Raw genomic sequence first — 19,983 nt, forward strand, 5'->3', positions numbered from 1 at the left:
ACACCTCCTATCTCTTTAATATTTTTTTACTCTTACCTTTATTTCCTATAATAGTCATACAGTAATATCTTATCTGGTCCATACTGTGGTCATGCTCTTTTATAACTTTGTCCTCACCTTTTTTACAAGCTTCATTATCCCAAACATAAGAACTAAACTCTTTAAAAGTATCTAAGCAACTTTCATCAAATAATATTTTGCATTGAGTTAATAAACTTGCTACAAGTCTTATTCCATCAAGTACACTATTTTTAGCAGGCAATACTTTGAATTTATCTTTTATTAATTGAGCTTTAAAAGAAGCTGCTGAAGGATCTAGAACTACATATTTAATTTTATAACCTTTTGTGAACTCTTTTAGGTCATTAGAAAACTCTACATCTGTCTTTTGTACTCCTGTATCTCTACCACTGTAATAATATTCTTTAATCATTACATGCTTATTATCTATCGTCTTACCCCACAATCCAAACGATGTAGGGTTTTGGGTACCATAGTCACAAGATACATAATACTCTTTGTATTGATAGTCAGAAGCTTTAACTACATGCTTTTCTTTATCAAACATAGAATATATAATACCTTCTGCAACTACCCACAATCCTAATATATACCTTTGATAGAATATACCAGAATACATACTTGCATATCTTTTCTTTATCTTTTCAGCTAATGACAAGTTATCATCCATAGTAAAGTGCAGATATAATATGTTCTTTTCTTCTTGTTTATCTATCCAGCTTTGCTTGAACCAGTGATAAGGACCATCTGGGTTACAGTTAAACCAAAACTTAGAACCATCAACAGAGCAACGACCTGTAGCCTGATTAACAAACGATTCTGGCATCAATGCAACTTCATCAAAGAAACAACCAGCTAATGTTATACCTTGTATTAAGTCCTGTGAGCTTTCGTCTTTTCCTCCGAAAATATAAAAATAGTTAGTAATATCTCCTTTACTAACTACAATAAGGTTATCTGACCTTTTATCTTCAACTTTATATTTCCTAGACTTAAGCATAAGTTTTAACCAAAATAAAACATTACGTCTAAATGATCCTATAGTCTTACCACACATACCAAAGCTTTGACCATTAAAATTACTCATGGCCCAAAATACATATGATAATGACATTGATATGGTTTTACCACTTCTTATAGCTCCATCTGCTATAATTCCATCTTTATCAGATGCAGGACTATTAGGCAACCACCATGTTAATACTTTTTTCTGCTTCTTAGAAAATGGACTAAATTTTATAGTAGCTTTCTTTACTGTGCTACCTCTACATGACTTCATTTTAGATACTTTTTCTTTAAGTTTATTTATCCTATCCTTAATCATCCCAAGCATCACCTACTTGAGTTTCTAAAGCTTCCATAAATCCATCATCTTCAACTTCTTCATCTTGTCCACCTTGCTTCATTATATCAAGTTCAAGCTTCATAACATCAAGTTCAAGTTTAGTCTTCTCATTTTCTAATTTTAATCTTGTATAAGTTGGCAATAAATCAACTCTATCTGATAACCACTGCAATGCTTTCATTTTATCTTGAAGCTTAATACTTGCTCCATCTTTACCTTGTTTAACTTCGCTTATAATGGTTCCGTCTACTTCTGTTGATTCTTTAAATTTAACTACATTTATAATCTTAGTTACTGTTTCACCTTCTACTTCAAGTGGTCCAAAAGGCCCCATAACCGGAACTTCTTCTTGACCAAAAGTTATGTAGTCTGTTATATCTGCAAAAGCTATGTCAATGTATCTTTGGAATATATCATCCTCTGATAACATAACTCTATTAAGTTTCTCTTGCTTTAACTTGTCTATCTCTTGCTTTACTACCACATTTGACAACATCTTATATCCATGTGAGTTAGCAGTTATATAATCACATCCATATGCTTTTTGATAAGCCTTTGTAGCATTAAAACATTTAATATAATAAATACAAAAAAGCCTTTGTTTATCAGTAAGCTCGGTATTTTCTAACACCTCTTTTACTTCACGTTCAATAGACTTTTTGATCTCTACTTTTTTATTATTTTTATTAGTAACGTTACTTTTAGTTATTGGTAACGCTCCTTTTAATTCATCATCCCATTTATCCTGTGATTTCCACTTTCTAACTTGAGAATCATTTATATTTAAGTCTTTAGCTATATCTATTAATTTAATATCCCCATTAAATTTTAAGTATATTTCCTTTGCCTTATCTCTGCTAGGACTTCTCGCTCTAGCCATATCACCACCTCACTTATTTGTTTTGAAAAGTAAAAAAGAATCCACTTAAGAATTCTTTTTTACTTTCTAATTTCATTAAAATATATAATAACTATCCGAGTTATTATATTCTTGTTCTCTTTTTTCTAATATTTGCTTAATTTCTATCTCTTTCATAGTGTAATCATCATATATTTTATTTGTTATACTTTCCTGTATATACTTTAAAGCTATTGAAATAATAATTATAATAATAATCATCAAAATATAAAATACTATATCTGAGATAGTTATAGCTCCAATAGTTATGCTTCCACTGCCACCATTAATATAAAATATAATTGCTGAAATTAAAAACATAATAGTAAATGGAATTGCAATGATATATAAAACTCGTATAAAATAATTTATATAAATGAATGCTATTCTTAATATCCCATTTATGCTATTTATAGCATTGCTTATATTATTTCTTTTCCTTGGAAAATTATTTATATAATCTACCATCAATACTTTATGTAATAATTCCTTTTCATTTTTATCTTCTAAATAAAATATATAGCTAGGTATAAAATAATCATTCATTGTATATCTTTTATTTATAAATTTTACAGCATTTAAATTTCTATGACTTTTGTACTCATTTACATATAAAGCTAATAATTTTTCGAAATACCTTTCTTTTAACTTATCTGTCTTATTTTTTTCTGGATTGAAAATAGTACCTATAAACACCATTATAGGTATTATTAATCCAATTATTTTAATATAATAATCCACATTCATTGCATATCATCCTCCCAAAATATAATATTATATTTTCAGAGTTTTGTCTTCTTTTTTATATTTTTAAGTTTAGATATACTTATAACTCGCCTTTTATTTTATATCACCACCTCATTTGTCGTTTAGAAAAATAAAAAAGAACCCTACAAGAGAGTTCTCTTAATTTTAATAAATAAATATATTTTCGATACCTTTATTATGTAACATTGCATTCGTTGGTAAATATTGAAAACAATTTTGGGCTATATTATCAATTTTATTTTCCTTTAATATAGAACTTATCTTATCCCATAGTTTATATAAAAATATAACATCATTTGCAGCGTATTCTATTTGAGCTTCTGATAAATCATTACTTTCCCAATTAGATACCTGTAAATCTTTGCTGATATTAATTCCTATATATTTTTCAACTAAATATTTAAGACTACTATTTTCATTTTTACCATTTAATAGTTTTGCACTTACCTTTGTACATCCAATATTTTTTATATCAATATTTTTAAAATTAGCTATTAAAAATCTTAAATCAAAATTAGCATGATGGAAAACTTTTCGTATTTTATTACTTTCTAATATCTCAACTAAATTTTTATATTCTAGCTTTTTATTATACCTTAAAATAAAAACGTTATTCCCGTCATATATTTGTATTAAACACAACTTATCTTTTAATGGATCCAACCCTGTGGTTTCAGTATCAATAGTTATGAATTTACAATTTTTAATTATATATTCTTTTTCGCTATCATCAATATCTTTATTATATAACCTTATACAACTTTTCAATGCAGCTACCTCCTTATAAATCATTAAAATTTACTTTTGTTGATTGTCTAACAAGTTCATCTATTTCTTTTAAATATATATTATAAAAACAATCATTTTTTTTAGTATATTTAAAAATCATAGCAGGTATTCTAGTTGTTCTTCCTTTAGTTGTTTTTGTATGTACAACTATTATTCTATCATCTATTCTATATAAGGCATTACTAGGATGACCTTTATGATAATAAAGCTCTATATCACCTTGAGTTGCTTTTTTATTTTTTATATTTTTTTTATCATAAATTTCTTTCCATCTAAGACTAACATTTTTTATTTCTTCCTTTAATCTGCCACTATCATAATCAAAATGTCCTTCTAAACCTTCGATAAACTTAGACTCTGGATCAACTAGTACTACTCTTACTTTACAATTTGATTTCATGACCCTATCTTGAATTTCATCAATATTGCTATTGGTCCAAGATCTCCCATATACATGAACAATATCTATATTTTTACTCGCGCTTCTGAAATAATATTTATAATTTATTTCTCCTATACTTGAAACTAGTTCTTCTAGCCCAGTTTTATTAACATCTTCTTTTATCTTTATCTTTTCAAGTATCATGTCAACTAAACTTTCTTTTAAAATATATTCGTTTATAATACCTATTATAACTGATATAAGAATTGCTAAAGCGATTTGACTAAATATTATTTTCCATATTTCCTTAAAGAAAGACTCACTAATATATAATAAACCAATGCCTAATAAAGATAATACTAACGACACTATTATATATTTAGATTTTAAAATTTTATTTTTCATATTTTACCTCCTTTATTAAGTATATAATTCTACTCAATTCGAGGTTTTCCTTCTTTTTTATCAATATTTTTTAAGTTTATGTTAACTTTATTAAAGTTAGGTTTTTCTTTCATTATGCTTTCACTTTCCCAAAGACCTTTAGGAACTTCAACTGTAGCTCTAACAACTTCATCTGCATCTTTCCAAACCTTAGCCATTGCCCTCACCCTTTTATTTAAGCATTAAAAAAGACCCATAAATGAAGTTATGAGCCTTTTTCAATATTCAAACAGAAACTTAAATAATAACCTTTGAAAACGTAGCTTTATTACGAAAGGCTACTCCTTTCAACCCAATAAGGTATTATTTTTTATTAGTGCAAGTTGCAGGAGTTGCACCTGCTATACTACCACTTGCATGTTGCCAGGTGGAGGGGATGTCCACCTGGTAAAATTCTATCAGGGGTTTTATTGGGAATATATTTGATGTTAAAATAAATTAATACTTTACCACAATACTATTATCTCACATTAAAACTTCTAATATCTGCAATAAAACTGCAATTACAATTTATATAATTATCATATCAAATAGTGTAGGATTTTCTTCTTCAAAGACTTTTACGCCATAAAGCTCTATAGCTATACTTCTTACAGCTTCATTTTTCTTATATATTAATTGTCTTTCTGAATAATTCATCTTATCAACTACTTCAATCCATTCTAGCCCTTCTTCCATTCTATATTGAAGTATTTCTCTATGCGTAGGTGATAAATTGTTTATAGCCCTTTGTATAGTTTCTTTGAGCTTTTTATTTCTATATAGTTCTATTCTTAATTCAGTTTCATCCTCTATTCTATCTAATGCTTTTCTTTCGGTCATTCTTCCTATATTATATGTAGGGCTTACTTGTATACTATCATAATTAATAGCTCCTACTGTTGTTATATTTTCTTCTAACCCCATATCCTTTATTTTTTTCTCTATGTTTTCTATAAATACATCTATATGTTTATACTCTTTTAATAACTCTTCTGTAAGCTCTATACAGCTCTTTTGTATTTCTTGTGTATTCTTATCCATAATATCGCCCCCTATAAAGTTATATTGATTCTATTGTCACTTCTACTCTAGGTGTCTCACTATAAAACTTTCTAGAAACTACTTCTACAACTTGCGCATCATCTTTGTATGCTATTCCATTTAAACTATCTGCAATAACCTTTATTATGTTATCTAAGTCTGGTTTCTTAGTTGGTCTATTTAAACCATCTAACTTAGCTCTAGCTTCTTTATATTCTTTAGTTTTAACATTACATTTTTCTAATGCTGATTTATCCTTTTTAGTAATCCCATAATAGCAATCAACTATCATTTTTACATTGCCTTGGAAATACTGTTTAACAGTAGTTCTGTATAATAACTTTACCCAGTTTTCATACATCATAGTTTGCTCTGCTGTGTATGCTCTACCTGTATTGGTATTAAATCTAGGTCTCTCTTTACCTTTAACTTCTCCATCTATTGTAAAACTTACTTTCATACTCATATTCAATCTCCTAAGGTTATCTTTTTATTAATTTATTTATCATATAGTTATCAATATAGATATAGAGCTATACTGATAATGATATTTACTTATTCAAATGTCTTTTTTTATTCGTATATAAAGTATGAATCTTTAATATGACCACACTTTTCACATCTTATATAAACTCTGTAACCATTTAGATTTGCATATTTTGAAATTTTTCCAAATTCAGCATATTCATGTTCACACTTTTTCTGATTTGTTTTATTTTTTATGTAATCTTTTATTCTCTTTATCATATATTCATCCACCTAAAATACAATTTTTGTTTCATAGATCATATTCCCCGAGTAGAGAATATGATCAAATTATTTATTCTGCATCAGGTCCTTCTCCATACCTTTCAGCATATAACTTACTATCTGGTATTAAAAACATACACCCATCACCACTTACGCTGCATGTATATCTTCCATCTTCCGCTTCAAACTCCGCACATTTACAAGACATAATCTTCACCACCTATTTATATTACAATCTATTATCATTTTTTAAGACACAAAAAGCATATTTTGAATTTGCTAACTTTTTATTATTAAGTCTTTCTCTCCAATTTTCATTAGTTGTTATAACTAAATAATCTTTTACTTTATTTTCATAATCATCAAATGTTTTAAGTGCATTTTCTTTATTTATTATTATTTCAAAGTCACTTCCATCATTTAATAATCTGTCTACTAACTTATGTAATAGTTCTCTTTGTTCTTTAAGTTTTAAATTTTCGTAGTTTTTATTATTAGGAAATTCTATTACATTACCTAATAACTTTAATTGCTCCGTTTTCATCTCCTAAAACTCCTCTTTTGACTTCTAATCTATAGTTCTAAGTAATTTAAAATCCATAACTAATAATTTACTTTTTATATCATTAGATATACCTGGTGTTACTGCATTACTTTTTCTTAAATATTTCTCTAGTTCTTCTAGCTCAGTAAAGTTATCTAATAATTTAGTTCTATCTACCTTGCATCTACCTCTTATATTAGGCATTTCATATATAACTAGATATTCATAAGTTTTACTTTGTTCTTTATGTTCTTGAATATCTTCCTCTATATATTTAGACCCTATTAATTCATCATCTATTTTAGGATTTAAAGTCTTGCATACTTCATATAACGCTGACTTATAATCACTCCTATCTGCAAAATAAATAGCATTATTGGCTACTGCAAAAGCTTGTTTTACATTGTCTAAATTTAATAATTCTATTTTCATAATCTCTCCTCCTAAAACCCATCTTTAGTTATCTAAATTTCTTCATCTATCTGAAAATCTCTTAAATCTGATTCAGTGACATTTCCTCGCCCTACTTCATCTGCGATATGCCATCCTTGAATATCTATATCTATTTCTTCTCCAGTTTTACTATTAAGAAGTTTGAACTCAAATTCAGAATCCATAACCATTTCTTCTGCTTCCTCAATAGAGTTCGCTTCTAATCCTGTAAAATTCATATTTATAACTATACTTAAATTTCCATAAAATTCTTTTTTCATAATACTCTCCTCTCAAAACCAATATTTTCTTTGCTACCTTGCAGTTGATACTATCATTTTTTTTATTAAATCTACCGTATTAGCTGTAGCCTTTTCTAATATTTTTGCATTTATCTCTATTGGTCTTAATTCTCCACTTCTTGCCATTCCAGCACATACACAATCTGTTATCATTTCTAGTACATCTATTAAATTTACATCTTCTGGACATCTTGATAATAAGTGATGTCTTTCATGCTTTATATGTAACTGATACCACTCGTCATTAACAAAATCAGTTCCTTTGTTCATAGTTGATAAGAAGTTTTTATAGAATAATCGTTCATCTGATTTTTTAGTGTAATCGTGTAATAATCCTGCTGTCATTATTCTCAATGCTAAATCATTCATTACACTCCTAACATCTTGCTTATGCATATCATTTGCCTCTTGGAATTGCTCAAAACTTATATTTTTTGGTGCTGTTCTTGTATCTCCGTTTGGATTTTTATATATTGTTATCATTATTTTCTCCTCCTAAAATCAATGTTTCACAATCTACTTTTTATATTTTCTAGCTATAATAGCTAGAGCATCCAGTGCCCCAACTATTACAGCCATAATCCAAATTAATATCCAAATGTCTCTCATTTTTATTCATTACCTAACTCTATAAATTCGTATTGCTCACCGCCGCCTAATCTCATTGCTATTTCACTTAAATATCCAGCTATATAATTTTTATTTATTTTTTCTGCATCTAATATTTCAGTTGCTAATTTTGCTAGTTGTCTTTTGCTCTCTTGATTGCACCATAGCTTTCTATTCATGTTGTTGTATATTTTACCTAGGGTAACGTTATCTCTTTTATATGATTGAACCTTAGCATTGGCTTGTACTAAATCTTGGTGTAGTTCATGATTTGCATCTTCTAATTGATTTCTTTCTTTCATAGTCTTTTCTAATCTATAAGTTAACCTATCCTTTTTATTTATAATTTCACCTGCATACTCTTTATGATCTGTTATTTGTTGCTCTAATTCTTCTGTTTTGTCTAATACTGCAGTAAGCTTTGTACTTAACTTACTATTTCTAATTTCTAAACTTTCTTTAATCTTATTAGATACAGCTAGTTCATCTTTAAGTCTTGCAATCTCTTTATTCTTATCATTTAATAAATTTACAGCATTATCTATTTCCTTTTCATATGTTCCTCTTAAAACTATTGGCATTTTCATCTTTAGTTCCCCCTGTATTATTTATATTTTAAAACTACAACTTCTTTAGTATGTCTATGTACATATGTGAATGTATGGTCCTTATCATTTTGTCTTTCAAGTAAATATTCCATTATGTCATACCCTGCAGCTCCTAATACTTGCATTTGACGTCTAGTAAGTTTCTTTAATTTTTTCATCCGTAAATCTCCCTCCTAATTTTGTATATAAGTCCTGTCTATATGTTCTTTTTCAAGTACATTGAATTGTGATCTATGTTTATTCCAAAGCTTTTCATGTTTCCTTACATGAGATTCAAACTTTGGTAACTCAAATATTGATTCTACTGTTTGTTTTGTACTTTCTTTTATAGCCTTATTAAAAGCTTTGTGATTTTGATATTTCCAAAACTTTTTATTTAAATTTTCATCTATGCATATATTAATTACATCACTATCTTTTGTGATTTGTTTAAATCCTTTGATTTCTTCCATTCCTCAAACTCCTCCCTTTGTTTTTCTACTACCAGGCAATCTAATATCTGACTTAATGCTACTGTAACCTCATTATGTCCGAACTCTTCGTATAATTGTCCAACTGCAAATCTTAGTTCTTCCATAATCTCACCTACTTAAACCTAATATAATTTTTTTCAATTTTAGAATTGTAAGCTTCTTGTAAATCATCAAAGTTGAATCCTAAGCTATAAATCAATTCTACAAATAAACCTAGTATAGTTTTAAAGGTAATTCTCCCAAACCTTTTACTCATTGTAAGTGTTGTAATCTGATATGCTAATCTATTGAAAGTAACTTCTACTGCTGTAACTTGTATATCCTCCGTATTTATTATCATGTCTACATTTAAGAAGTTAGCTAAATTTCCTAAGTGAGCTAAAAAGTCTGAACATTCTTCTAATACATGTTTTTCGTCTACCGCTTCATCATCCCACCACTTATGCACTTTCTTAGCATTAGCTATTTCACTTAACTCTGTTTGGAGAGCTAGTATAAGCCAATATGGAACATTAAAATTGCACTCTTGATAAAAGTATCCTTTTGTATCTTTTAAATGCTCTAAAAACTCTTTTTGTCTATTTTTTACGTACTGTAAATCTTTAATCATAATTCTTTTCCCCCAATTTATCTTTTTTCTTTTGGTTTTCTATTTCTTCCTCTGCAATAGTTATAGCTGTTAAAGGATCCACTTCCTTTTCTTTCATAATGTTCCATGCTTTTTCTATAACTACATGTCGTTCATGTATTGGTATTTCCATATCTCCCGCCTAATCTGCATATTCAATCCTATGATTGTTTGTTACACTCTTCCTACTTATGTGATAATGTAATGTTGCTTCTGCCCTTTCTAAATATTCCGCAGCATCTTTTATAGTTTTAAATTCTTTAATATCTCCATTTTCAATATTAGTAATTTTTATACGTCTCATACGGCTTGCTCGTAAATTTTTATATTTATCTATTCTACTTATCAAATAAGTACCTTTATATTTAAATCCCTTATTTGTATAGTAACTAATGCTACCTCTTTTAATCCCTATTAAGTCACAAACTGCTTTCCCGCCTTTTACTTCAACAACTTCACCAGTGGTTACATTTTCTATTTTGAATATAGCCTTTGTGGTAGTTGTTTCTTTTACTTCTCCTGATTCTGTAATTTGTTGTGATGAATCATACAGCTTATATGCACTGCAAGCTTGTGATATGCTTGGATATTTTATTTCACCGTCTATTACAACTCCACCTATACATTTAGCTAGTGCTATGTAATTTTTCATAATAGGATCATCCGTTAACATATTAGGACCTATTGATTTATTAAAATTTGTATCTTGTCTTTTTAATCCTTTCATTTTAAACGCCCCCATAATACAGTTTTTAATTTAGTTTTTCATATTAAAACTTAATTTTTTTACCTCTATGTTGCTCCTATTGAATATTTTCACTATTTAGGAGGCATTTTGAAAACTGTATCTTGTTTAATTCTATACTTCCTGTCTAAGTAGTCTTTATTTATTCCTGCTAATAAGCATTCATGTATTCTATTTATAAGTTGAATTGCTCTTTCTCTGCTCTCATATGCTCCTAATACTGTCATATGTCCATAAGCACTAAATCCTTTTATAACATTTTCATCAGCTATAACTTCTACATACTTTCCTATTACTTCTTGGCTTTGTGATCTTATGATAATCATTGTTCAATCTCCCCTTTTTCAATTTCTCTTTTGATTTTATTTGCAACCATCGTTATAAGTTCTCTATCAGCAGGAGCTGTATACTTTTTATACAACTCCTTTTGTTCTTGTAAGTACTCCTGTAATGTTTTATTCTCCATAATATTTCCACCACTTTATTTGTGACCGCTAACTAAATCATTGAATTCTTCTTCTGACATTTCGTCTAAGAAATTTTCATTAAAGTTATGAAATCTTGTTTTTTTGTATGAATTATTGGACATACTAGATTTATAATCATTTTTAATAGCATTTATTAACAGTCCTACTACATCCCTTGTGTTAGGATTGTTTTTTACATAATTTAGCTTTTCTTCTAAGTAGTTCATATCTTTGTTACTATCAATAAGTGTTTTTATAATTCTTCCTACTTCATTTTTTTCTAAAGGAAAATAATTAGTAATAAGTTTTGATGCTTCCACCACCATACTTTTTTCTTTTTCTATATGTGGTGGTTCTATATCTATCTCTAACTCTTTCTCTAGTTCTTTCTCTTTCTCTATCTCTATCGGACTTTGTCCAGACAGTAAGGGGACATTGTCCTTCTTTTGTCGTTGTAATCTTTTCTTCTCTGCCCACTTAGTTTCAGAGCCTACCATATTTTGTAGCTGCGAAATAAATATTTCTCCATTTTCTAATATCTGAACTAATCCTATTCTTGTAAATGTCTCCATAGCTACTTTTACCGTATCTATATCAGTGTTAGTTACTTTTGCAAGTGTTTTTGCATCATATGGTACTAACATACTTCCAACATTTCTTATGAGTAATCCATTAGTTTTCAAAGACTTTAAACACAATTTTAGATAAAACAAACAATAATCTTTTCCGTTTTCTTGTTCTTCTATCCATGCTATAGCATCCTCTTCAAAGAAATCTTCTTTTAGCTTTAGCCAATAATATTTCTTTGTATTTGTCATTTGTATCACCTGCTTTTATCTGTAGTATAAATATTTAATTTTTCTATAAATAAAGTTCTAAATTCGCTTTAGCTACATCTATTACTAATCCAGTTTTCTTAGCTATTTCACTTATAAATAAATTTTCATCACTATTTGAGCTACTTAAATGTAATAACATTAATGTTTTAATCTTACTTAGATCATTTGATTCTAAGAACTCAATTACATTTTCTAGTTCAAAATGACTTTTAACTATTCTATTTCTTAGAGATACTGGAATAACTCTGTTTTCTATATTTTCATCGAGTATGTCTTTACTGTAGTTACATTCAATAAGTATATGATTTAAATTATTAAAACTATATTCACAATAGTAGCTATCAGTTAGAAAGAGTAAGTTCCCTATTTTTTTATGATTAATTAGAAATCCTAAAGGCTCTTTTGCATCATGTTTAGCTTCAAAAGGCATTATTGTAAAATTACCAACTTTAAAAAACTTTTCACTTTCAATAACTGTAGTTCTGTGATTTTCTATTCCTATACTTTGGAATGTTCCTTTGCTAGAGTAGATATCTATACCATTTTCTATTAACTTTTCAACAGCTTTACAATGGTCTTTGTGTTCATGTGTTATTAAACAACCAACGACTCTTTTTAAATCAAAATTTAAACCTTCTAATATTTGTTTGTAGCTTATTCCACATTCTAATATCAATGTTTCTGTCTTAGATTGGAGCAAGTAGCAGTTCCCTTTACTGCCACTTGCTAATACCTTTAACTTCATTAAAATCCTGGTCCTTCAAATGTTTCTTGTTCTACTTCTTTAAAGTCAGCATTAACTATTTCTTCTTGTGGAATTTCTATAGTCTTTTTATTAGCATTTTGATTTATCTCTTCTCTAACTTGATTGTCAACATACTCGGGGTTGCTATCATTCATAACAGCTTGGTCATTAGTTATTGCACTTTGCATTTCTATAGATAAAATTCCATATTTACTTAATAATCTTTTCATAACAGTTTTTATTGCCATTCCATCAAAGTCTGTAGCCCATAAACTAGAATCTGCTACCCATTTTTTTGCGCTACTATAACTTTGAGAATATTTTTTAGCATGTTTCTTCATTTCTTCTCTAGACATATATATTGTCTTTTCGAACCCGTTCAATAGTTTAAAATAAGCTATATATCCTACAACTACATCTCTATTTATTAGAGCTTCATCTTCATTAAATTCAATCTCTCCAGTAAGTCTATTTACTCTTTTTATCTCACCTTCATAAATTTCTATAGCATTTATAGTTTTGTATTGTCCTGTACGCATCGCTAACTGTATATAGCCTTTATATCCCATTTGGAATTGTGCTTTTTTAACAAAACTATTACCTACTTTAGTGTTGTAAGGAACTATATATGCAAATCCTAAGTTCTGATCTATTGGTAAATCTAATGTTGCAGCTACAACAGCTGATGATATTATCGTATTTGGATCTGCATCTTTTAAAGATGGTAAATTTGATACGTTAACTATTGAGGATATAAATGCAGGAGCTTTTTTCCCCATTAATTCATTAAATCTCTTTTTATATCCATCTTGTTTTAACAAAGTATTAACTGTTAAAGGTTTACCCGCTTCTTGTGTTTGTATTTGATTTGACATACTATATCACTCCTTCTATTGAACAATTTTGTATTTTTAAAGGGTTATCTTTTGTAACTACTAAATTTATAATTTGGTTATCAATTTCTATAAGGTTATTTACGCTTTCTCTGTTATCTATAAATATTGGTGCTTGTACACTAAAATGTTTACTTAAAGTATCTATAATATCTAATCCTGCATTTATTTGACCTGCAGTATTTGCATTAGAGAATGGAACTCCATTTATTAAAGCTTCACAAGTTTCATCTATTCCGCCATTAACCTGCTCTTTAAATAGCTTAAATCTAACATTTTTAAATTTACTATTTATATTATTTTCAAGCATATTAACTCTTGTTTTTATAAATAACTCACATAGCATAACTATCTTTTCTTGTTTGGCTATCTCAATTCCAAGCTCTTTTTCTTCATCTAATAACTCTTGTTTTCTAACTTCTAAATCTTTGTTTAAACCTTCTTTAGCTAGAGTTTTATTTAACTCATTTATTTGATTTACTAACTCTCTTTTCTTATTTCTAAGTTCATCATTGTTAGATCCAGTAAAGTTTTCTACTTTTTCTTCTAAATCAGATATATTTTTATTAAGCATATCTATAGTTTCTCTATCTTCATTAGTATAAACAGCTTCAACTTTTACATCTTCTAATTCAGATTTTATACTTGAAACTATCATACTCTTATCTTGTATAACTAATAGTAACTCACTTGATTTATCGCTTAATTCTTCCAACTCAGTTGTTATTTTTTCAACTTCCTTCTTAGTTGCAAACCCTTTAGCTTGAATATCTTTTAAAATCTTTGATTTATTTAAGTTAAAGTTTTCTAGTAGCTCTTGTCTTTTAGCTTCTATATCATTAGTTTCAAAAGGTCTTTTACAAGTGGGACACTCAGTTTCTATAGAGCTTGTATCTAAAATTTCTTGTTGCTTATTTATATATTCATTTCTTAATCTATCCGTTTCCTTAGTAACTGCATCCTTCTGATATTCCTTAGATTTCTTTTCATTATCAACAGTTATTAACTTCATCCTAAAGTCATTAACTTCATTTTCAGCAGTTCTTAACTTGTCCATTAACTCTAACTTTTTAGCTGAACCTCTATTCATAGCTTGTTGATGCATATCTTGTATTTGCTTTTTCATAGAGAATACAGTTTCTTTATCTTTTAATATTTGTTCATTAACTTTACTGCTATCTAAAAGTTCATCTTCTACTTTTTCTAATGATTTATTAAGTAATTTTACTTCTTCTTTTATAGCTTTAAAGTCTATATCTACTATACTTCTATCACATTCATTTATTCTTATTGGTATATCTTTCTTCCTAGCTCCTAACTTGGTTATGCTTGCCTTTTTGCTTTTCATAATAGAGTCAACTTCTTGGCTTTCTAGTTCTACTCTTAACTGTTCTAAATCTTTATTGGTATCTATAACTTGCCCTACTGTTACATCACCTGCAACTTCTAATATTATTTTTCTAGCTTCTTTCCAGTTTAAAGAGTCAGAGAAAAAGTATGGGTTAGTTAATAACTTAAACTGATCTTCTTCTGCTATCTCTGATATTTTCTTTTTATACTCAGTCTTTTTAACTGGAACATCGTTTATTTCATATATAGTTTCATTTCCATTGAATGTTTTTTCTGCTTCTCCGCGCTTCTTAGTCCATTTTTCTTTATACGTTTTAGTTAACTTTACTTCTTGTCCATCTATTTCTAAGACTCCAGTTACAGTTGGATTAAGTCCTCTTACAGTACAGTTATTTTCATCTAATGGCTTTATTTCAAAATCAGTTCTATTCTTACTATCCTTATCAAACATCAACCAACTAAATGCATCAAATATACTTGTTTTTCCAAGTGCATTTTCTCCTAATATATTAGTTACTTTTTCAAAATCTATATTAATTTCTTTTATTCCTTTAAAGTTTTCTACTATTAATCGCTTTAAGATTATTAATTTCATTGATATTTCCTCCTAAATTTCATATAATATAATCAGTTTTAAATTTTTTTAATTCTAGTTTTTTTAGATGGAGCCACTGCAATGGCTCTTTTCTTATATAAATAATTCATATTCCTTACTAATATGTTCATTTACTATTTTTAAAGTCTCTCGTGCAGTTTCTTCTATTCCTTGATAATATCTTTTACTAGTGTCACTTATATTACTTTTTTGCATAGAAGCTGCAAGTTCTATCCTAGCTTGCATTTTTGCTTTTAATTCTTCTAGTACCATTTATTTTGAATCTCCTTTTTTTCTATTGTTGCAGTTATTAACTTTCCATCTGATACTGCAAATATCCAATTCATCTTATGCCACTCTACTGCTTCTTCTAAAGTTATAGAGTATAGATCTTTTAGTTTTCTAGTTAGCTTCATTTAGCTCACCTCCTTAAAAGCAACCACCGTTACTTCTCCATTTTTCATAAGATAGTCTGTCTAATCTGTATTCTCTACCTATTTTTGTTACACTGAATACTTTGCTTATTTCTGCATGTTTGGCTAAGTTTCTTACATAGCTTTCTGATGCTTTTAAATATTTTGCAAACTCTTTAATTGTTAGATACTCCCTAGGAGCATAATCATTACTGTCTCTAAACATTTGCATAACTTCTACTATATCTTCTCTATCAGCTATAGCTGATAGCAGAGAATCTCTATCTATATTTCTGATGATTAGCCTTTGCATTTCTGTTGCCATGTTATCCTCCTATAAATTTCCAACCACTTCTACGTTATCAAAATACCAATTAAGAGCCGCTACCTTTAACTGTTCTAAAGTTTGTATTTCTATTGTAAAATCTTCATCTATTTCATCAATTCTTGTTAGGTTAGCTTCATTCCATTCATAAATAGTTATCCAAGGGAATCTTTCATCTATTTCAAATCTAAGTTTATTTATTTCTACTGCTAATATGGAAGTTGTTTGTATATCCATATCTGTAATTGTTGTTTTTATTTTTTTTGATTGTTTAGCTAAAGCTACTGATCCTTCTGCTTCTCTTTTTTCATCACTCCATACTGGTGGATTTACTTCACACTCTTCTAATGTTAAAAAATCATTATTCATTATTAACCCCTCCTATTTTAAGCTTCTGCTAGTTCTAATACTGGTTTTAATTTATTTATAAAATATATCTGTCCTTTTCCTGTTATCTTAGGTGTCTTACTTATACTTATATGACCATCAGCATGTGTTATAGATGTTTCTTTTATTTCCATTAATTCTAATTTCATTGACTTTTGAGTTGGCATATTGTAATCCGACCCTTTTCTTTTTATTAAATATTCATTTTCCCTTAGCCATTCAAAAAATCTATTTTGTCCTATATCTACTCCATTCTGTTTTAATATCTTTGCTAATTCACCAACTAATATAGATGTATGACTTGCACTTACTGCATCTGCAAATAATACTTTTGGAGTTTGTTGTTTTATAACTTCATCTTTTTGTTTATTTTCAAGTTGAAGTTTTTCTTTTTCTTCCTCTTGCTCCACTAATTGCTCTAATGCTTCTTTATAAGTTTTTGGAAGTTTAAATTGTTGATTATTTTTAAGTTCTTCTTCCATTTCATGAAACTTTCTTATAAATTTAGCTTTTGCTATGACCATCTTTGTCCCATTATATGTAAACATTAGATTTTCAAATCCTTCTTTAGTCATTAGGTACTTTGGCATTTCTCGATTATTAGAATTGATATATGAGCACTGAGCAAAATTTCGTTGTGCTATTTCTCTTGTTTCATGATTACTCATCAATTTATTTATAAGTTCTCTTATATCTTTCATTACATCTGCATGTCTTTTATCTGTAACTTCTGCAACTTTTAAACTATCAGTTATTGGCACTAACTCACCTTTGAAATCTTCAAGTTGTACTAATTCTTTCATCTTTTCTCCTCCTATGAATTTTTGTTGTTTATTTGGTTAAACTAAGTTGTATCAAACGCAACTTTTAATTTAAAAAAATTTTGACAACATCTTCTGTCGATAATTTAAATATTTGTTTTAATTTTTTAACTTCTTCTATCGAAAAAGCAACTTTTCCATTTTCTTTTCTAGAATAAGATGAAGTTTGCTTTAAACCAAGAAGTTCAGCTAGATCTGATTGCGTATAATCAAAATCAGTTCTTAGTTTCCTTAGTTCTTTTGTCATATTATCACCTCTATATTTGTTACTTTGTTGCGTTTATTGCAACCTTATATTTATATAATATTGCATAAGAAGCAACTTGTCAACAATCTTTAACAAAAAAGTTTCTAGTAAAGCAACTTTTATTTATTTTAATGCAACTTAGCTTATAATATTCATAGTGGAGGTGTTTTTTATTGTGGATACATTTGGAAAAAGACTCAAAGAAGAAAGAATTAGTAAAAGATTGACGCAACAAGATGTTGCAGACATTTTCCATTTAAATAAAAGTTCTATAAGTAGGTACGAGAAAGATCAACAAGTGCCTGATGTAGCTACTATACAGAAAATGGCTAATTATTTTGGGGTTACAACTGATTATTTATTAGGAAATAAAAACAAAAAAACTGATGATACTGACTTATTTAACTTAAAAGGGGACGTTAGATTCCTAAAAAAAGTAAAAGAAGATGAAATGGTAAAGATACCAGTTTTAGGGGTTATAAAAGCAGGCATACCAATGTTTGCAGAAGAAAATATAATCGACTATGAGTATGTACATCAGGAGGAGTTAGTAATGGGGGAAGAATATTTCTATTTACAAATAAAGGGAGACAGCATGATAAATGCGGGAATACCGGACGGGAGTAGAGTTTTAATCAGAAAGCAAAACTTTATAGAAAGTGATGGCGAAATAATGGCCGTAAGAGTTAACGGTGATGAAGCTACATTAAAAAGGGTTTATAGACAACAAAGTGGGTTAGTTTTACAAAGTGAAAATTCAAAATATGGTCCTATGTTTTTCCCAGCTAGCGATGTAGATACTGGATACGTCGGAATAATAGGTAAAGCTATAAAGGTCGAAATAAAATTATAACGATATAAAAGAAGGTGATTGACATCAATATAAAATCAGCTTTTATAAGAGAAAGAAATGGTAATTTCAATGTTATTATAGAATACTTTGATGAAGCTAGTAATAAATGTAAGCAAAGAAGTCAAGGGAAATATAAAACTAAAAAAGAAGCTCAAAAACAATTAATAGAACTAAAAAATAATATAAATAAAAATAAAAGTGTTATCTGTAAAGATATTACACTTGTACAAAGATGTTATGCTTATGTAAAAGAAAATGAAGATACATGGTCTCATTATACAGTAACTAATCGTTTAAGCTGGATAAGGAATCATTTTGAACCTTACTGGAAAAATACTTTATTAAAAGACGTTACTGTAAGTAACTTACAAAAATTTGTTAATATTATTTTCAAAAGATTTACTGCTGAAAGTTCAAAGGTAAGGTATGGATTTTTAAGAGCTATTTTAGCTGAGTGTTATCGGTTAAGAGAAATACCAGAAAATCCTTGCGACTTTATAAAGCTACCAAAGGTAAAAGATACTTTTGAAGCTGAAGTTTATACTAAAGAAGAAGTTAAAACTCTAATTGATGCTTTAAATCAGCACATAATAGAGCCGCCAATTTTACTAATGGTCTTACTTGGATTACGTTTTGGAGAGGCTTGCGGTCTTAGATGGTCTGATATTGACTTTGATAATAACATAATAAATGTAAATCAAATTATAACATATAAGCCTAAATATGGTTTTGAATTTAAAGATCCTAAAACAGAAAGTTCTAAAAGGTCATTACATGCACCTAGTGAGCTTATGCAGAAATTAAGGAAATTAAAAAACGATCAAAATAAATTAAAACTTCAAAGTAAACTGGAAAACAAATATGACTTAGTATGTCTTAATGGAAATTTAAATCCATGGACTAATCCAAACTTAACAACTGCATATAAAAGATTATTGAAAGCTAATAATCTAAAGCAAATAAGGTTACATGATTTAAGGCACACAAATGCAACTTTAATGTTATTATCTGGAACTAATATGAAAACTGTTAGTAGTAGATTAGGTCACACAGATATTAAAATTTCTATGAATACATATAGCCATGTTTTAGAGGAAATGGATAAAGATGCATCTAATAATTTAAGTCAAATTTTATTTGATTCAAAGTCAGTTTAATTGTCAGTCAATAAAATGTCAGTTAACATTGTCAGTTAATTTTATACGATTCCAATAAAATAAAAGTAAGTAATATACTACGTTATAAAACTTTAGTATATTACTTACTAGTTAAATCTTACTCGTATAC

At 28.2% G+C, this 19,983-nt stretch carries 35 protein-coding genes; 2 read left to right on the forward strand and 33 right to left on the reverse strand.

All coding sequences use genetic code 11. The features are described 5' to 3' along the window. Positions 1-7: 7 nt before the first annotated feature. The 33 genes from BLP75_RS16925 to BLP75_RS17045 form a co-directional block, all read right to left on the reverse strand. Positions 8-1,345, reverse strand: a complete 1,338-nt coding sequence (locus BLP75_RS16925; RefSeq protein WP_330385838.1) for a PBSX family phage terminase large subunit — start codon at positions 1,343-1,345, stop codon at positions 8-10. After that, positions 1,338-2,246: a terminase small subunit gene (locus tag BLP75_RS16930; protein WP_092727727.1), complete on the reverse strand. Its 909-nt coding sequence runs from the start codon at positions 2,244-2,246 to the stop codon at positions 1,338-1,340. Before BLP75_RS16930 ends, BLP75_RS16925 begins: the two co-directional genes overlap by 8 nt. A 75-nt stretch (positions 2,247-2,321) precedes the next feature. Continuing rightward, positions 2,322-3,011 (reverse strand): hypothetical protein, encoded by a 690-nt coding sequence (locus tag BLP75_RS16935; protein ID WP_092727728.1) that lies wholly within the window; start codon positions 3,009-3,011, stop codon positions 2,322-2,324. A 165-nt stretch (positions 3,012-3,176) separates the two neighbouring features. Further along, positions 3,177-3,800, reverse strand: a complete 624-nt coding sequence (locus BLP75_RS16940) for a ribonuclease D (protein ID WP_242872456.1) — start codon at positions 3,798-3,800, stop codon at positions 3,177-3,179. Between the two features lie 13 nt (positions 3,801-3,813). Then, entirely contained in the window at positions 3,814-4,608 is a 795-nt protein-coding gene (locus BLP75_RS16945; protein WP_092727730.1) for a hypothetical protein, read from the reverse strand. Positions 4,609-4,637: 29 nt separating this feature from the next. Then, positions 4,638-4,805, reverse strand: a complete 168-nt coding sequence (locus tag BLP75_RS18240) for a hypothetical protein (protein WP_170139133.1) — start codon at positions 4,803-4,805, stop codon at positions 4,638-4,640. A gap of 352 nt (positions 4,806-5,157) precedes the next feature. After that, positions 5,158-5,670: a sigma-70 RNA polymerase sigma factor region 4 domain-containing protein gene (locus BLP75_RS16950; protein WP_092727731.1), complete on the reverse strand. Its 513-nt coding sequence runs from the start codon at positions 5,668-5,670 to the stop codon at positions 5,158-5,160. Between the two features lie 19 nt (positions 5,671-5,689). Continuing rightward, complete coding sequence (locus tag BLP75_RS16955; protein ID WP_330385839.1) at positions 5,690-6,136, reverse strand: RusA family crossover junction endodeoxyribonuclease; 447 nt, start codon at positions 6,134-6,136, stop codon at positions 5,690-5,692. Positions 6,137-6,243: 107 nt separating this feature from the next. Beyond that, entirely contained in the window at positions 6,244-6,417 is a 174-nt protein-coding gene (locus tag BLP75_RS18245; protein ID WP_170139134.1) for a hypothetical protein, read from the reverse strand. Positions 6,418-6,490: 73 nt separating this feature from the next. After that, positions 6,491-6,628, reverse strand: coding sequence for a hypothetical protein (locus tag BLP75_RS18250; protein WP_170139135.1), 138 nt, complete (start codon positions 6,626-6,628; stop codon positions 6,491-6,493). Between the two features lie 21 nt (positions 6,629-6,649). Continuing rightward, entirely contained in the window at positions 6,650-6,964 is a 315-nt protein-coding gene (locus tag BLP75_RS16960) for a hypothetical protein (protein WP_092727732.1), read from the reverse strand. Positions 6,965-6,988: 24 nt separating this feature from the next. Then, on the reverse strand, positions 6,989-7,396 hold the full coding sequence (locus BLP75_RS16965; RefSeq protein WP_092727733.1) for a hypothetical protein: 408 nt from the start codon (positions 7,394-7,396) through the stop codon (positions 6,989-6,991). A gap of 32 nt (positions 7,397-7,428) precedes the next feature. Next, positions 7,429-7,677, reverse strand: a complete 249-nt coding sequence (locus BLP75_RS16970; RefSeq protein WP_092727734.1) for a hypothetical protein — start codon at positions 7,675-7,677, stop codon at positions 7,429-7,431. 33 nt (positions 7,678-7,710) lie between these two features. Further along, complete coding sequence (locus tag BLP75_RS16975) at positions 7,711-8,181, reverse strand: DUF5662 family protein (RefSeq protein WP_092727735.1); 471 nt, start codon at positions 8,179-8,181, stop codon at positions 7,711-7,713. A gap of 128 nt (positions 8,182-8,309) precedes the next feature. Next, the gene (locus BLP75_RS16980; RefSeq protein WP_092727736.1) at positions 8,310-8,894 is read right to left on the reverse strand and encodes a hypothetical protein; all 585 of its coding nucleotides are present in this window, start codon (positions 8,892-8,894) and stop codon (positions 8,310-8,312) included. Between the two features lie 17 nt (positions 8,895-8,911). After that, entirely contained in the window at positions 8,912-9,073 is a 162-nt protein-coding gene (locus tag BLP75_RS18255) for a DUF6906 family protein (RefSeq protein ID WP_170139136.1), read from the reverse strand. Between the two features lie 15 nt (positions 9,074-9,088). After that, entirely contained in the window at positions 9,089-9,367 is a 279-nt protein-coding gene (locus BLP75_RS16985; RefSeq protein WP_092727737.1) for a hypothetical protein, read from the reverse strand. Continuing rightward, entirely contained in the window at positions 9,319-9,492 is a 174-nt protein-coding gene (locus tag BLP75_RS18260) for a hypothetical protein (protein WP_170139137.1), read from the reverse strand. Before BLP75_RS18260 ends, BLP75_RS16985 begins: the two co-directional genes overlap by 49 nt. Positions 9,493-9,500: 8 nt before the next feature. Next, positions 9,501-9,998 carry a dUTP diphosphatase gene (locus BLP75_RS16990; RefSeq protein ID WP_092727738.1) on the reverse strand — a complete coding sequence of 166 codons (498 nt, stop codon included), beginning with the start codon at positions 9,996-9,998 and terminating at the stop codon, positions 9,501-9,503. Further along, a complete protein-coding gene (locus tag BLP75_RS18265; RefSeq protein WP_170139138.1) occupies positions 9,991-10,149 on the reverse strand; it encodes a hypothetical protein in 159 nt (52 codons plus the stop codon). Before BLP75_RS18265 ends, BLP75_RS16990 begins: the two co-directional genes overlap by 8 nt. A 9-nt stretch (positions 10,150-10,158) precedes the next feature. After that, complete coding sequence (locus tag BLP75_RS16995) at positions 10,159-10,743, reverse strand: hypothetical protein (RefSeq protein ID WP_092727739.1); 585 nt, start codon at positions 10,741-10,743, stop codon at positions 10,159-10,161. Between the two features lie 92 nt (positions 10,744-10,835). After that, the gene (locus BLP75_RS17000; protein ID WP_092727740.1) at positions 10,836-11,087 is read right to left on the reverse strand and encodes a hypothetical protein; all 252 of its coding nucleotides are present in this window, start codon (positions 11,085-11,087) and stop codon (positions 10,836-10,838) included. Next, positions 11,084-11,227 (reverse strand): hypothetical protein, encoded by a 144-nt coding sequence (locus tag BLP75_RS18270; RefSeq protein ID WP_170139139.1) that lies wholly within the window; start codon positions 11,225-11,227, stop codon positions 11,084-11,086. The genes BLP75_RS17000 and BLP75_RS18270 overlap by 4 nt, the downstream gene beginning before the upstream one ends. Positions 11,228-11,242: 15 nt before the next feature. After that, positions 11,243-12,046, reverse strand: coding sequence for a phage replisome organizer N-terminal domain-containing protein (locus BLP75_RS17005; RefSeq protein WP_092727741.1), 804 nt, complete (start codon positions 12,044-12,046; stop codon positions 11,243-11,245). A gap of 43 nt (positions 12,047-12,089) precedes the next feature. Continuing rightward, complete coding sequence (locus BLP75_RS17010; protein ID WP_092727742.1) at positions 12,090-12,812, reverse strand: MBL fold metallo-hydrolase; 723 nt, start codon at positions 12,810-12,812, stop codon at positions 12,090-12,092. Further along, positions 12,812-13,687 carry a recombinase RecT gene (locus BLP75_RS17015; protein WP_092727743.1) on the reverse strand — a complete coding sequence of 292 codons (876 nt, stop codon included), beginning with the start codon at positions 13,685-13,687 and terminating at the stop codon, positions 12,812-12,814. Before BLP75_RS17015 ends, BLP75_RS17010 begins: the two co-directional genes overlap by 1 nt. A gap of 1 nt (position 13,688) precedes the next feature. Beyond that, positions 13,689-15,650 carry an AAA family ATPase gene (locus tag BLP75_RS17020; RefSeq protein WP_092727744.1) on the reverse strand — a complete coding sequence of 654 codons (1,962 nt, stop codon included), beginning with the start codon at positions 15,648-15,650 and terminating at the stop codon, positions 13,689-13,691. 93 nt (positions 15,651-15,743) lie between these two features. Beyond that, the gene (locus tag BLP75_RS17025) at positions 15,744-15,923 is read right to left on the reverse strand and encodes a hypothetical protein (protein ID WP_092727745.1); all 180 of its coding nucleotides are present in this window, start codon (positions 15,921-15,923) and stop codon (positions 15,744-15,746) included. Further along, entirely contained in the window at positions 15,914-16,066 is a 153-nt protein-coding gene (locus BLP75_RS18275) for a hypothetical protein (protein ID WP_170139140.1), read from the reverse strand. The genes BLP75_RS17025 and BLP75_RS18275 overlap by 10 nt, the downstream gene beginning before the upstream one ends. Positions 16,067-16,079: 13 nt before the next feature. Beyond that, on the reverse strand, positions 16,080-16,388 hold the full coding sequence (locus BLP75_RS17030) for a helix-turn-helix domain-containing protein (RefSeq protein ID WP_092727746.1): 309 nt from the start codon (positions 16,386-16,388) through the stop codon (positions 16,080-16,082). Between the two features lie 9 nt (positions 16,389-16,397). Further along, positions 16,398-16,757, reverse strand: coding sequence for a hypothetical protein (locus BLP75_RS17035; RefSeq protein ID WP_092727747.1), 360 nt, complete (start codon positions 16,755-16,757; stop codon positions 16,398-16,400). A gap of 17 nt (positions 16,758-16,774) precedes the next feature. Further along, the gene (locus BLP75_RS17040; protein WP_092727748.1) at positions 16,775-17,578 is read right to left on the reverse strand and encodes a phage regulatory protein/antirepressor Ant; all 804 of its coding nucleotides are present in this window, start codon (positions 17,576-17,578) and stop codon (positions 16,775-16,777) included. A gap of 64 nt (positions 17,579-17,642) precedes the next feature. Next, positions 17,643-17,843 carry a helix-turn-helix transcriptional regulator gene (locus BLP75_RS17045; protein ID WP_092727749.1) on the reverse strand — a complete coding sequence of 67 codons (201 nt, stop codon included), beginning with the start codon at positions 17,841-17,843 and terminating at the stop codon, positions 17,643-17,645. A gap of 175 nt (positions 17,844-18,018) precedes the next feature. On the opposite strand from BLP75_RS17045, the gene BLP75_RS17050 reads away from it, so the two are divergent. Further along, a complete protein-coding gene (locus BLP75_RS17050; RefSeq protein ID WP_139149863.1) occupies positions 18,019-18,696 on the forward strand; it encodes a LexA family protein in 678 nt (225 codons plus the stop codon). Positions 18,697-18,710: 14 nt separating this feature from the next. After that, the gene (locus tag BLP75_RS17055; protein ID WP_242872457.1) at positions 18,711-19,853 is read left to right on the forward strand and encodes a site-specific integrase; all 1,143 of its coding nucleotides are present in this window, start codon (positions 18,711-18,713) and stop codon (positions 19,851-19,853) included. Positions 19,854-19,983 lie beyond the last annotated feature (130 nt).

This window comes from Romboutsia lituseburensis DSM 797, assembly GCF_900103615.1.
GTDB classification, from domain to species: domain Bacteria; phylum Bacillota; class Clostridia; order Peptostreptococcales; family Peptostreptococcaceae; genus Romboutsia_F; species Romboutsia_F lituseburensis.